The sequence below is a fragment of the Cedecea neteri genome, from assembly GCF_000758325.1.
GTDB classification, from domain to species: Bacteria; Pseudomonadota; Gammaproteobacteria; order Enterobacterales; family Enterobacteriaceae; genus Cedecea; species Cedecea neteri_B.
Genome location: NZ_CP009459.1, coordinates 3,168,899 through 3,182,513, shown reverse-complemented (window position 1 = coordinate 3,182,513; position 13,615 = coordinate 3,168,899). Strand labels below are relative to the sequence as shown.

Here is a 13,615-nt window from a genome sequence, read left to right as displayed (position 1 = left end):
GGATGACAGACACGTTTACACCTTCTCTGGCGGGCAGACGCGGCACGGGCTTTACGCTGTCTCTGCTTCTCCACGGAGGTCTTTTTTTAGCGCTTATCTGGCAAGTCTCAGACACACCACCAGCCCTGCAGCCCGCGCCAGCCGTCATGCTGGAATGGGCGGAGGATATCGAAGCCCCACCTGCACCCATCCCGCTTCCGGTGGGTATTACTCAGCAGGAGTCAGCTGCGGCAGAGGAAAAGCAGCAGGCTGAAGACAAGCAACAGAGGGCGCTGCCGATAGCCAAAGATGCGGTGATTGAAGTCACTCGTCGGAAAAAAGCCGCCGAAGGTGAGAAGAAAAAACCGCGTCCACCTCGCAACGTCCGGGAGCAAACCAGCGACAACAGCCAGGCGGCCATCTCGACCAATGCAGCCCCTCCGCCCAGCGTGGTTTCATCGCGAATTGCCGCGCCTTACCACAGCGATGCCGAGAAGCAAAATAGCCAGCAGGACGCCTGGGAGAGCCGGGTCAAAGGCCATCTCAACCGCTTTAAACGCTACCCCGGAGACGCCCGCCAGCGCGCCAGAACGGGCATCGCGGTGGTGACATTTACCGTGGATGCTGCAGGCACAGTTATTGCGAGTTCGCTGATCGGATCATCAGGAACGCGCTCGTTGGATCGGGAGGCCGTGGCCGTTTTAGAACGCGCCCAGCCGCTGCCGAAACCGCCCGCCGAGCGCTTAAAGGGAGGCGTGTATAACGTCACAATGCCAATCAATTTCGACCTGACGGAACTTAGCCGAAGCTAGCGCTAAGCCCCACAACCTGAACGTTAACTTTATGCTGAATATTCGGCAGGGCGCCCCATCGCCCGACATTAAGGACGCATCATGGAAAAACTATGGAAAGCCACGCCGCTGCTCCTCATCTGCTCGCTGCCAGCCAGTTGGGCAATCGCCGACGTGCCACAGCCCCCGGCTACGCCCAAAATCCCCCATCAGCTTATTGAGCATGGTGACATCCGCGTGGATAACTATTTTTGGCTCAGGGACGACAGCCGCAGTGACGCGAAAGTGCTGCGCCACCTCGAGGTGGAAAATAACTACGCCCGCGAGGTATTGAAACCGTCTGCCGCGTTAACGGACACGTTGTATCAGGAAATGGTCGCGCGAATGAGCCCTGAAAACCGCTCGGTGCCCTTCCAGCGAAACGGCTATCGCTACCAGGATGTTTATCTGACCGGACAAGAATACGCCGTTAGCCAGCGGCAGCCCGTCGGGAACAAGGGTGACTGGCAAACGTTAGTGGACGGCAACCTGCGTGCCAAAGGCCAGGCCTATTACCAGCTAAATGGCCTGGTCGTCAGTCAGGATAACCAAATGATGGCGATTGCCGAGGACACGACGGGCCGCCGGCAGTATCGCCTTTCGCTTCGCGATTTAAAGAGCGGGCAATGGCTCCCCGATGCGCTCGAAAACACTTCCGGGAATATGGTCTGGTCTAATGACGGGCGCTACCTGTTTTATATTCGCAATAACCCGCAAACGCTGGTGCCCTCACAGGTCTGGCGGCACCGCCCTGGCACACCTGTTGCCGAGGATGTGCTGGTCTATCAAGAGGCTGACGGCGGCTATTATCTCGGGCTTTCCCGTTCGGCTTCGGATCGCTATTTAATTATCACGCTTAGCGCCAGTACATCATCGGAAGCTCGCCTGATCGACGCGGATAAGCCTGAAATTCCCCCGGTACTTTTTGCCACCCGCAGGCCTGGGGTTGAATATTATCTCGACCATTTTGAGGGGGAGTTCTACCTGCGTGCAAACCAGGAAAGTGCCAATTTTGGGCTGTATAAAAGCCACGCGCCCGGCGACAAGTGGCAGGCAGTGGTTGCGCCCAAACCCAATAAAATGGTGGAAGGGTTCACCTTGTTTAAAGACTGGCTGGTGGTGGCTGAACGCCAGGACGGGCTGAGCCAGATACGCAAGATTAACTGGCTGACCTGCCGAGTGCAAACGCTGAAATTCGATGACGCCAGCTATATGGCCTGGCTCGGCTATAACCCGGATCCTCAGTCCGGTAAGCTGCGCTATAGCTACTCTTCGATGACCACGCCCACCAGCACTTATGAATGGGATCTGGCCAGCGGCGAACGCACCCTGCTAAAACGCCAGGAGGTCAATAACACCTCGCCGGAGAATTACCACAGCGAGCGAATCTGGGTCACCGCGCGTGACGGCGTGAAGGTGCCCGTCTCGCTGGTCTATAACAAGAAAATGTTTAAACCGGCCCACAGCCCGCTGCTGGTTTACGGCTATGGTGCTTACGGGATGAGCATGGATCCGGCCTTCAGCGCAAACCGGCTTAGCCTGCTGGACCGCGGTTTTGTGTTCGCTATTGTGCACGTTCGCGGCGGCGGTGAGCTGGGCCAGCAGTGGTATCAGCAGGGGAAACTGGAAAACAAACCCAACAGCTTCAGTGATTTTCTCGATGCGACCCACGGCCTGGTTAAGCTGGGCTTCGGGCAGGCTGGCAGACTTTACGCCATGGGCGGAAGCGCCGGGGGCTTGTTGATGGGTAATGTCATTAACCAGCAACCCACGCTCTTCAATGCCGTGGTCGCGCAGGTGCCCTTTGTGGACGTGGTGACAACCATGCTGGACGAATCCCTGCCGCTCACCGTGGGCGAATATGACGAATGGGGCAACCCGCACCGTGAAACGGACTATTTGCGGCTCAAATCCTGGAGCCCCTACGACAACGTTAAGCCTTCTCACTACCCAAATCTGCTGGTGACCAGCGGCCTCAACGACTCGCAGGTGCAATACTGGGAGCCCGCAAAGTGGGTCGCGAAGCTACGTGAAAACCAGCGGGGGACGGGCAAAATCCTCCTGTTGACCGAGATGCAGGCCGGGCACGGCGGTAAATCAGGCCGAATAAAACGTCTGGAGAATACCGCCCTCGAATACAGTTTTATTCTGGAGGCAGATAAACAGCACTAACCTGGAAGCCTTCCCTTAATGGGAAGGCCAGCTCAGGTGAAATAATAAAAATAACTTTTATTTTATTACAATACTTCAAGGACACGTATGAACGTTAATAAACTGGCCGTAACTCTCGGCTCGGGCATGTTATTGCTCAGCGCCAGCGGATTGGCAAAAAATAATGATGAAATAACTAACGGGGACAAAAAAGGCTCGGCGGTATTTAGCCCACTGAATGTTTCCGCCGGAAATATTACCCCTGAGCAAGAGGCGCTGGAAAAACCTGGCGCAACCAGCTCCCGCGCCACGGATAAAAACCTGCAATCTCTGGATGCCACGCTCCGCAGCATGCCTGGCACCTATACCCAAATCGATCCCGGCCAGGGCACGGTTAGCGTGAATATTCGCGGGATGAGCGGCTTTGGCCGGGTTAACACCATGGTGGACGGCATTACCCAAAGTTTTTACGGCACTACTACATCAGGCACAACCGTTCACGGCTCCACTAACAACCAGGCTGGCGTACTTATCGACCCGAATTTCCTGGTCGGCGTAGACGTTACGCGCGGCGACAGCAGTGGCTCAGCGGGAATCAACGCTCTTGCAGGCAGCGCAAACATGCGCACTCTGGGCGTGGATGACGTGATCTTTAAGGGAAATGATTATGGGTTGCGGTCGCGCTTCTCGGTAGGCAGCAACGGGATCGGGCGCAGCGGGATGATTGCGGCGGCCGGCAGAACAGACGCCTTTACCGACACCGGGAGCTTTGGCGCAATGGCCGCCATCAGCGGCAGCTCTATTTATTCTAATTTCTCCAACGGCTCCGGCATTAATAGTGAAGAGTTCGGTTACGATAAATTCATGAAGCAGAACCCGAAATCCCAGCTTTATAAAATGGATATTAAGCCTGATGAATTTAATAGTTTCGAACTATCGGCCAGAACCTATGAAAATAGATTCTCCCGACGGGACATCACCAGCGACGATTATTATATTAAATATCACTATGCCCCTTTCTCTGAGCTGATTGATTTTAACGTCACGGCCAGCACCAGCCGTGGCGATCAGAAATACCGGGATGATTCGTTGTTTACTTTTTACAGCACATCCGCGCAAAACCGCTCTGATGCGCTGGATATAAACAACGTCAGCCGTTTTAGCCTGGGTGATAACGATCTGGCGTTTACGCTGGGCAGCAAGCTAATGCGTACCCGATATACCAAGGTTATTAACTCTGCCGCAGGCGATGAGAAAACCAATCAGGAGGCGATAGAAAATAACCCGTTCGCCCCTTCCGGGCGGCAGGACATTTCGGCGTTATATACCGGGCTTCAGGTGAAGCGCGGTATCTGGCAGGCAGACTTGAACCTCAACTACACGCAAAACAGAATCACCGGTCACAAGCCGCCCTGTGACGAGCGCGTTATCTGCGTCCCGCAGGGAAGTTACGACGTCGATGAGCGGGAAAGCGGCTTTAATCCGTCGGCACAGCTGTCGGCTCAGGTCACCCCCTGGCTTCAGCCGTTTGTCGGCTACAGTAAGTCGATGCGTGCGCCAAATATTCAGGAGATGTTTTTCTCCAACTCCGGCGGCGCGTCCATGAACCCGTTCTTAAAGCCTGAGCGCGCGGAAACCTGGCAGGCCGGTTTTAATATCGACACCAAAGATCTGCTCGTTCAGCAGGACTCTCTGCGCTTTAAGGCGCTGGCCTACCGCAGCAGGATCCAGAACTATATTTACAGCGAGTCTTACCAGGTCTGCTCCAGCGGACGAAAATGCAGCATGACCGAAGTACTTGGCAATGACTGGGCGGACATCAGCGACGAATACAGCGACAATATGTACATTTACGTGAACTCGGCCAGCGGCGTTAACGCCCATGGCGTGGAGCTGGAGATGGACTACGACGCAGGCTTCGCCTTTAGTCGCCTCTCCTTCAGCCAGCAGCAGACCGACCAGCCCACGTCCATCGCCAGCACCTACTTTGGCGCGGGGATATTACCGAGCTGCCAAGAAAGTACATGACGCTGGATGCCGGGGTGCGTTTCTTCGATGAATCTCTTACCCTCGGGACAATTGTCAAATACACCGGGAAAGCCCGTCGTCTGTCTCCTGATTTTGAAACCGATGAACGTACAGGCGCCATCGTTAAAGAGGATTTGCCGCAGATCCCAACGATTATCGATCTCTACGGCACCTACGAGGTGAACCGCAATCTGATGCTGAAGCTTACGGTGCAAAACCTGATGAACCGGGATTACTCCGAGGCGCTGAACAAGCTCAATATGATGCCTGGGCCGGGTGATGATGCGAGCCGGGCCAATACAGCACGCGGCAGAACCTGGATCTTTGGCGGCGAAGTTCGCTTCTGATCGTCACCGAATCGCCCGGATGCTTCCGGGCGATGTACGTTAGCGGTACTTCATGTGCCGCAAATCCTCAATCAGCCCGGGGCCAACGGGCCGCCAGCCTGTTTTCTGCTGCGTCTCAAGGCTTGAAGCCGACATATCATGCGCAGCAAAGTTACCGAGCCAGCCAAAATGATCGCTGGCTTTGTCGGCGGCAAGGCTGCATACCGGCACACCAAGCCCCTGCCCGATCGTTTCGGCGATGGTTTTAGTGGCGATCCCTTCTTCCGCCACGGCGTTGTAGCGCTCCCCGGCCATGCCTCTTTCTACCGCCTGAACATACAGTCGGGCGGCATCGCTCAGATGCACCGCCGACCAGCGGTTTTCTCCCTCGCCAAGATAAGCCGCCACGCCTTTGTCGCGCGCAAGCTCGATCAGCGGTGTAATAAGCCCCTGCCTGAAGGTGTCATGTACCTGCGACAGCCGTACAAACGAGGCGTTAACGCCCCGCTCAAGCTGGCTGACTCCGGCAATTTCCGTGGCCTTACGTGGGTTGGGCGTCAGAAGGTTATACCCCGCTTCCGTCGCCGGTTGGCCTGGTTCAGTCGCTCCCATTGCGACAAAAGAGGTAATCACCATCGGGCGAGTCGAGCCCACCAGCGCCTCCCCCATAGCGGCAATCACTTTTCCGTCAGCCTCACAGTTGGCGACAAAGTTAGAAAAATCATGATTAAAAGCGGTGTGAATCACCGCGTCAGCAAGATCCGCCCCGTGCTGCAGGCTGGCGAGATCATCCAGGTCGCCATAATGTGCTTTTGCCCCCAAGGCTGATAAAGCTTCGGCCCCACGCTGAGAACGCGTTAGCCCCAGTACCTGATGCCCGGCGGCAAGCAGCTGTTGCACGATGACAGAGCCAAGAAAACCGGTCGCACCGGTGACAAAAATACGCATAGTCATTACCCCAAACTACAACTGAGGACTGAGTTGCCGTCCGACGGGATTTACTGTAAACAGAGAAAGAAAGACGAACAATGTTCAAAAGTCGCCATTTTTGGTCTTATCGTCCGGAGTTATTATGGATCCTCTGTCTGAACTGCTTTCCCTGCTGAAACCCCAAAGCTATGCCTCCGGTGGCGTGGCGCTGCATGAAGAGATGGCTATTCAGTGGCCCGAGCATGCCGGCATCAAGTGCTATGCCGTGGTGTCAGGCCGCTGCTGGCTTTCGGTTGAAGGCATGAGTGAGCCGCAGTTGCTGCAGGCGGGCGACTGTTATCTTCTGCCCCCGGGGCCGCCTTTTTGCCTCGCGACCGGGCTTGATGCCGCACCTGTAGATTTCTACACGCTGCGCCAGGCGGGGAAGCTTGGGCCTGACGTTGTCCCTGGCCAGCAGGAAAGCTGTTTCCTGGTCGGCGGCCATTTTGTGCTGAGCGGGGAAGCGGCCGATCTGCTGCTGAATTCTTTGCCGCCGGTGGTCTGCATTCAGCAGCCTGAAAGTAAGGCCGCCATGCGCTGGGCGCTTATTATTCAGCAGCTCGCCTGGATGCTGTTGATTCAGGCTTTGAGGCTGCACTTAGCTCAACAACCCGCCGTGGGCTGGCTGTACGCGCTGGCGGATAAACAGCTCAGTCTGGCCCTGACCTGCATGCATAAAGAGCCCGCTTTCAACTGGACGCTGGAAAAACTGGCGGAGCGCGTGGGAATGTCGCGGTCGGCGTTTGCCGCCAGGTTCAAAACGGTGACGGGTGCGTCCGCTATCGATTACCTGACACGCTGGCGCATGATGCTGGCCTGCGACAGGCTGCGCCAGTCGGGTGATTCTCTGGCGCGTATTGCAGTGGCATTGGGGTATGAATCAGAAAGCGCGTTCGGGAAAGCTTTTAAGCGGGTGATGGGCTGCTCACCCCGGCAGTATTCCAAAGGCTAGCGGCAGGCGGTCAGGGCTGCTGGCGCTTGCCGGGCATCATTCGCAGCAGCGTGTTGTCTTTCCAGACGTAATGGTGAAACAGCGCGCCGAAGGCGTGGAGGCCAATCACGAAATAACCGGTGTTGGCGATAAGTTCATGCCAGGACTTGAGACTAAACTCCATGTCTTCGTCCGGTACCGCCGCCACCGGCATCTGTAGCCCAAAGGCCACCCAGTCGCTACCGCGATAGTACATTGCCAGGAAGCCCAGCACCGGCAGCGCAATAAACATCAGATAGACAATCGTATGGACCAGATGAGAGATGCCGGTTACCGCCGGATGCGGCTTTGGCACAATGGCCGGGGCGCGGTATTTGATGCGCACCAGTAGACGGGCAATCATCAGCACGAGCACGGAAATCCCGCAGGTGAAATGAATAGAATTAATGAGCGGCCGGTAGCTGCGTGGGGCAAAGCCACGCAGTTCCATAGCGCAATAAGCCCCCACGACCAGCAGAAAAACCAGCCAGTGGATCGAAATCTGTACCGAGGTGTATTTAGTCCGCATAAGAGACCCTGCCCTGAAATAACGTTGAATGCCAGGATAACGAAGAAACATTAAAAGAGCATTAACATCAACGAATTATGGACGTTAATTTGTTTCAGCGTGTAATTTTTTAGCCTTAACGTTTATCAGGGCAAGATCGGGGGATTACAGTCCCCGCTCGCGAATCAATGCGCTTAGCGCCATGTCCTGCTGGAGCGCATGCCAGGCGGCCATTACCTGCGGAGGAATATCGACGTGAACGATAAAGTCTCGCCCCTGCGGACCATAACCGGTTGCATCGTCACGTAAGCGAGGGATTTCACCCAGCGCCAGCGAAACATAGCGCTCAATCGGCCACAAACCTTCTGCCTGTCCGGCAAAAATAGTGCCCTGTTCTCCCTCGACTAACTCAGGAGTCACGCCAGGCCAGCTTAGCCATTCCGGTGCCTGCGCATTGCCCTGCCAGACGCGAGCAAAAGTCGCAACGGTGCGGCGCTGCATGGTCGGATCCTGAATAATCAGCACACGCTCGGGATCAGGCCAAGGTCGGCCATTTTCTCCACGCTAAAGCGCGCGTTTTCCCCGCAGTTGGTCGACTTCTCTTCGGTAATAATTTTCTCGTTCGGGACTTTCCAGAACTGGTGGGCAATGTCTTTGATGATCGCCGCTTCGGCACGGCCGGTGGTTGGAATCGTGTTGTAGCGCGGGTGGCGGGCGATTTCCGCGTAAAGATACGTTGTGGAATGGCCTATGCCACCAGTGATGAGCAGCGGTTTTTCGCTGTTGGCGGCAAACTCACACGCGGCTTCGAGGGTTGGGATCACGGCGTTACCGGCCAGGATAATCAGATCGGCATCCTGTGCCTGCGGCGCGCCTGCAAAATCGCTTTGCGCCAGCCACTGGCCGAGCGTATTAACGGCCTGAATTGTCGGCTGACTCAAGGTTGGGGATGTCATCATGAGTGGGATCCTCCCGATTAAAAACCAGCATGTAGCCTAACCTTGCCACGGTTACATACCTATCAGATGCGACTGAAAGGGCTGTTTCAGGCTGCCAGAGACTTTTGTAGCAACAGGCGGTAATCGTCCGGGTCGCCCTTCGGCTCAATCTCAATAAGCTGATAGCCGTTTTTAAGCAACATCATTAGCATGCCGCGAAATTTATTGCGGGTTTTCACGGTTAGCTTGCGGTAGCCCTGTTCCTTCGCCCATTTTTCCTGCTCGACCAGTAAAGCCTGAGCGACGCCGTCCCGCCTGAACTCAGGCAAAACGCCCCCGAGCCAGCTGTAAAACTCCGTCTCACCGAGCGCGTAGCCGAGTTTAAACCCGGCGGGAACGCCGTTGACACAGGCGATAAGTTGGCTGGTTTGGTTCGCTGCGAGACGAGTCTGAAGATCTGCCACAGTTCTACAATCTCCAAATTCGGGCAGGCGGTGATAAAGCGCGAGGATCTCCTCCAGCGAAGCATGGCGCACCGTCAGGCCATCGCCCTGAAAATCCATACCTTGATAAGGTTTTGCCCGGCAGGCCACAAGCCGACTGGCTAAATCCCCGACGTGCAGCTCAAGCTGGTGGTTATCCGGGTCAAGAAAGTAGAAGGAATGCCCTTCGCTGCGGTTGTCTTTCCAGACCCGCACGCCTTGCTGCTCCAGCGCCTTAACCGTTCGGGGAAATGCCTCCGCGCTTACGCTGAACGCGTAATGAGTATAATGCGCGGGCCGCTCACCGGCCTTTGCGTCCAGCGAAAGACAAAGCCATAAGTCACCGCAGGAAAGATAGGCCCCGCTGTCCCAGCGCGCATGCAGCCTGATGCCCGGCAGGCTTTGGTAAAACGCCAGGCTCCGCGCCAGATCGCGCACCGCAAGCGTCAGGTGATTCAGGCCGGTTAGCATGATTATTCCTTATTTTTGGCCTGCCAGTTAGCCCACGGGCTGTCCGCAGGTAAGTCGTTTTTGTTCTCAGGCTCATCCAGAGAGGCGATGTACATCTCTTCCACTTCTTTGCGCGCCCAGGGCGTGCGGCGCAGAAACTTCAGGCTGGACTTTATAGTGGGATCGCTTTTAAAGCAGTTGATATTTACCTGCCGCGCCATTTCGGCCCAGCCGTAGCGTTCAACCAGGGCGTTAAGCAACGCTTCAAGCGTCACGCCGTGCAGCGGATCTTTTGAACTCATGTTTTTTCCGGCTATTTCGTCAATTTGCGCACACCTTACTGATTCTGCAGATGAGGCGCAACAGCGTGCGGAGCGAAACTAAAAGAAGTGAGAGGCGGCCCATTGCTGAGCCGCTGGAGGTAAATCAGAAGGTTTCCCAGTTGTCGGCAGAGGCCGTCGCCGGGCGAACCGTAGCGGATGTTGGGGAAGAAATGGCGGGATGTTTTTGCGGCGCAGCGGCTAAGCTTGTTGCCAGCCGGAAGGTACCCACCGCCTCGGTCAGGCGAGCGGCCTGCTCTTCCAGAGAAACGGCGGCGGCGGACGCCTCTTCCACCAGCGAGGCATTTTGCTGCGTGACGTTATCCATTTCGTGTATCGCCTGCCCAACCTGCTGAATGCCCCGGCTTTGCTCATCCGAAGCGGCGGCAATTTCCAGCATAATATCGGTCACGCGGCGAACGGCTTCCACAATCCCGGTCACGGTGGTACCGGCCTGCGCCACCTGGCGGGAGCCGCTGTCGATCAGCGACACGGATTCGCTGATAAGCCCCTCAATTTCTTTCGCCGCCTGGGCGCTACGCTGCGCCAGCGTTCGCACCTCGCTTGCCACCACGGCGAAACCTCGCCCCTGCTCCCCCGCCCTTGCCGCTTCCACGGCGGCGTTCAGCGCCAGAATATTGGTCTGGAAAGCGATGCTGTTGATCACCGCGGTGATCTCAGAGATTTTCTTCGAACTGGCGGAGATGTTGTCCATTGTGCTGACCACGCCCGACACAATACGCCCGCCGTCGCTGGCCTTCTGGGAGGCATCTTCCGCAAGCTTTGTCGCGTGATGAGCGTTGTCGGCGTTTTGTTTCACCGTAGCGGTCAACTGCTCCATGCTGGCGGCAGTTTGTTCGATAGCGGCAGCCTGCTGCTCGGTGCGGGAAGAAAGATCGGTATTGCCAGCGGAAATTTCACTCGAGCCCTGATAAATCGCTTCGGCACCTTCGCGCACCGTGCTGACGGTGCTGACCAGTTGCTGCTGCATATGCTGCAGGTGCTGGCTGAGTTTGCCAATTTCGCTGTTGCCGGTCGCTTCCGCAGAAAGGGTCAAATCGCCCTCGGAGATATGCTCAATGCGCTTCGCGGCGCGCTGCAGCGGGCCAATCACCACACGACGCAGCATGATGAAGGTGAACACCGTCATAAACAGCGCAATCGCAAAGGCCCCGGCCATCAACGCCACGCTGGTACGGGTGCGGCTGTCGGCCTGCTGTCTAAGAGCGTTCGCCCGATCGGTACGAATATTGACAGCCTGCTGGAGTTTGGCATCGTAATCGCCATCCAGCTTGCGCACCACTTCGCTTTCATGGGTGATGATCGCCTCAAACATGCCGTTTTTGGCGAACTTCAGCATCGGTTTCATCCCTTTTTCGAGATAGGCCGCAAAATCATCCTGCAGCCCTTTGTCCAGCGCCTGGTCAGCTGGCGTTTTCACTTTTCTCGCCATGTAGGCACTGAAACCAGCCTGCGCCTGCATGATAAGCCCTTCGGCGTTGGCCACGTTCTGCTTCACTTGATCCATATCCGCCACGCGGCTTGCAGCCCCGGCGTTGATCAGGTTGATACGCGCCGTACGCAGGTGGTTTGCACTGTCCGCCAGCCCCATTCGCACCTGAATTTCTTCGGTAACGTCCTGAAGCGCGCGATCGCTCTGAATGAGAAAATAGCTCGCGAAACCGATGCATAGCGCAAACAGCAGCAGAATGCCGCCGAGAATAGAGGAAAACAGCGGCACCAGCCTGATGTGATGCCAGAAGCGCACGCCGTTTTGCGGGGTCAGAGTTTTTATCGACATGTCCGTGACTCTCTTTGTATGGGGAATTCCCTTCAAAGGTCATCGGCCCCGGCGCGAAAAAACATTACGCGCTACGTCACAGATTTGCGTTAATGACGCTAAAGAACTCCCGGAGAGTTAAGTGGATCACAGGTTTGTGCCAGCCGCTATTCTGCCTGACTTTTTATCAGCGCATAGCGGTTCAGTAATTGCCTGAACTGCATATCAGTTTGCGCCAGTTGTCCGTCTGGCAGCGGCTCGCCTGCCGGGACCTGGCTCAGTAAATAGAGGCGTTCTTCCAGAGGTACGCTACGTGAAAAATGCTGCGTAATCGTGAACACCATGGATTTTAGCTCGGAGCCGGTCAGGTATTTGCCCTTACGTTCATCCAGCGCATTCAGGCGGCGAGTCAGATTGCTCAGGCCGTCCATTCCCTGATGCCAGCCGCTAAGCGCCTCCCCGGTCAAGGCGTTGCCGCTTATCTGTCGGGTCCATTGCGCTTTCAGGCCTTCAACTTGTTCAGGCGTGCCCCGTTCTGCCAGCGCAAAGCCATAATCCTGCAGCCACAGTGGCGGAAGCTGGCTAAGTTTTTCCAGCGCGGCTTCATTGGGTACCAACGGCAGCGGGCTGAGCTGCCGCCAGCCCAGCAAACCTGCCGCGCCAATCAGCAACATAGTCAACATGCCCGCAGAGAAGCTTTTCCATACTTTGCGTGAAACAGAGTCTGGATTGACCACGGCAATGCGGGGCGAAGAGATCTTTTCGTGGGTGACATAGATCAGCGGTTCATGTCGCGCTGGCTCGCTGAGGCTTTGCGACAATGAAACAGGTAACACCACGGCGGGGCTTTCACCGTGCCCGACTTCAGCGTTTTCAAGCCTGACGGCGGCAGTCTGCATAAACCGGCAGGGTCCCTCCATCTGGCTGGCATTTTTCAGCTCCAGCCGCTGCAGGACGTCACGCAAAGCGTTCAGGTGCTGTTCCGCCTGGTAAACCTGAGGCAGATCGCTATATCGAAGGGCTAGCGTTCGCAGCTGCGCCTGCAGGCGATGGCTGAATCCGGCCAGAATTTCCATCCGGGCATGCACTGGCTGCGGCCACATGATCCCCCATTGATGCACGAGCAGCGCCTCCAGCAGCGCCAGTCCCTCATTCAGCCCCGCAAGCGCGTTCAGCCGAGTGCGCGCCAGCGTGTACCAGGCTGCCGTTTGCAGCTCAACGCCGTTCTGGCGGAAAAGCGACAGACTGAGCTGTTCCACCCGGTTCCAGTCCACGTCCGGCCTGGCGGGATGGGAAAGTTTAGCCAGTTCATCACGCAGCAGCGCATAGTCCGGCAAGGCGCGCGGATCGCCGCCGGTTTTAATTTGATGGGATTTATTCACGGGATTGTTCTTCTGGTGATTGACAGAAAATGACAGGTCGCAGCTCAGAGGCTGGTTTTGCTATCCAGATATTGCTGCTGTTTCAAATGGCGTAAAAGCACCCGGCCTTCCGGCATAAACTCGGTGCCGTAACGCACGAGACCGAGTCCTTTAAGTTCCGCGTCAATAGCGTAACGCAGTTCGCCGGGCTGGGTTTGATCAAGCAGCGCCACGTTGATGCTCTGCAACCGTGGCTCATATTTCAGCAATACGCTGGCAAGGGCGTTGATCAACTGGTGAGCCGTGCCCGGCATCCCCTGCAGGATTTTCGTCATGTCCGGCAGGCCGTAATCCGGCAGATGGGCCAGCGTCCCCGCGCGGCAGTTGAGAATGCGCTGCATGTTATCCAGCACGGACAAAATAACCTGGTTGTCTTCGCTGACCTGCTGGAGCGGGAGTTCACCGGAAAAGTTGCCGAGCAGCATGTCATACAGTGACGGCGTTCGATGAGACTGTGGCATAG

The 13,615-nt window shown here is 56.4% G+C and carries 10 protein-coding genes and 3 pseudogenes; 4 read left to right on the top strand and 9 right to left on the bottom strand.

What is annotated here, in order from left to right; all coding sequences use genetic code 11:
• Positions 1 to 2: 2 nt before the first annotated feature.
• The 3 genes and pseudogenes from LH86_RS14960 (at position 3) to LH86_RS14950 (ending at position 5,335) form a co-directional block, all read left to right on the top strand.
• The gene (locus tag LH86_RS14960; RefSeq protein ID WP_039302853.1) at positions 3 to 791 is read left to right on the top strand and encodes a cell envelope integrity protein TolA; all 789 of its coding nucleotides are present in this window, start codon (positions 3 to 5) and stop codon (positions 789 to 791) included.
• Positions 792 to 872: 81 nt separating this feature from the next.
• On the top strand, positions 873 to 2,981 hold the full coding sequence (locus tag LH86_RS14955) for a S9 family peptidase (RefSeq protein ID WP_156107028.1): 2,109 nt from the start codon (positions 873 to 875) through the stop codon (positions 2,979 to 2,981).
• A gap of 87 nt (positions 2,982 to 3,068) precedes the next feature.
• Positions 3,069 to 5,335, top strand: a pseudogene (locus tag LH86_RS14950) (TonB-dependent receptor domain-containing protein).
• A gap of 39 nt (positions 5,336 to 5,374) precedes the next feature.
• Here LH86_RS14950 and LH86_RS14945 read toward each other — a convergent pair.
• Complete coding sequence (locus LH86_RS14945; RefSeq protein WP_039306223.1) at positions 5,375 to 6,262, bottom strand: SDR family oxidoreductase; 888 nt, start codon at positions 6,260 to 6,262, stop codon at positions 5,375 to 5,377.
• Between the two features lie 124 nt (positions 6,263 to 6,386).
• Here LH86_RS14945 and LH86_RS14940 point away from each other — a divergent pair, with 124 nt between their 5' ends.
• Positions 6,387 to 7,235 carry an AraC family transcriptional regulator gene (locus LH86_RS14940; protein WP_039302850.1) on the top strand — a complete coding sequence of 283 codons (849 nt, stop codon included), beginning with the start codon at positions 6,387 to 6,389 and terminating at the stop codon, positions 7,233 to 7,235.
• Between the two features lie 10 nt (positions 7,236 to 7,245).
• Here the strand turns inward: LH86_RS14940 and cybB are convergent, their stop codons facing one another.
• The 8 genes and pseudogenes from cybB to tssE form a co-directional block, all read right to left on the bottom strand.
• Positions 7,246 to 7,782: a cytochrome b561 gene (gene cybB, locus LH86_RS14935; RefSeq protein WP_039302847.1), complete on the bottom strand. Its 537-nt coding sequence runs from the start codon at positions 7,780 to 7,782 to the stop codon at positions 7,246 to 7,248.
• Positions 7,783 to 7,926: 144 nt separating this feature from the next.
• Positions 7,927 to 8,720: pseudogene (locus tag LH86_RS14930) on the bottom strand (YdcF family protein).
• An 86-nt stretch (positions 8,721 to 8,806) separates the two neighbouring features.
• Positions 8,807 to 9,262, bottom strand: coding sequence for an N-acetyltransferase family protein (locus LH86_RS22460; protein WP_419657185.1), 456 nt, complete (start codon positions 9,260 to 9,262; stop codon positions 8,807 to 8,809).
• Positions 9,254 to 9,652 (bottom strand): annotated as a pseudogene (gene fos / locus LH86_RS14925) (fosfomycin resistance glutathione transferase); the annotation flags it as partial. The gene LH86_RS22460 and the pseudogene fos, both read right to left, overlap by 9 nt.
• 2 nt (positions 9,653 to 9,654) lie before the next feature.
• Complete coding sequence (locus tag LH86_RS14920) at positions 9,655 to 9,933, bottom strand: VF530 family DNA-binding protein (protein WP_039302845.1); 279 nt, start codon at positions 9,931 to 9,933, stop codon at positions 9,655 to 9,657.
• 124 nt (positions 9,934 to 10,057) lie between these two features.
• Positions 10,058 to 11,752 carry a methyl-accepting chemotaxis protein gene (locus LH86_RS14915; protein ID WP_039302841.1) on the bottom strand — a complete coding sequence of 565 codons (1,695 nt, stop codon included), beginning with the start codon at positions 11,750 to 11,752 and terminating at the stop codon, positions 10,058 to 10,060.
• A 146-nt stretch (positions 11,753 to 11,898) separates the two neighbouring features.
• Positions 11,899 to 13,113, bottom strand: coding sequence for a VasL domain-containing protein (locus LH86_RS14910; protein ID WP_039302838.1), 1,215 nt, complete (start codon positions 13,111 to 13,113; stop codon positions 11,899 to 11,901).
• A 44-nt stretch (positions 13,114 to 13,157) separates the two neighbouring features.
• Positions 13,158 to 13,613, bottom strand: coding sequence for a type VI secretion system baseplate subunit TssE (gene tssE, locus LH86_RS14905; RefSeq protein ID WP_039302834.1), 456 nt, complete (start codon positions 13,611 to 13,613; stop codon positions 13,158 to 13,160).
• Positions 13,614 to 13,615 lie beyond the last annotated feature (2 nt).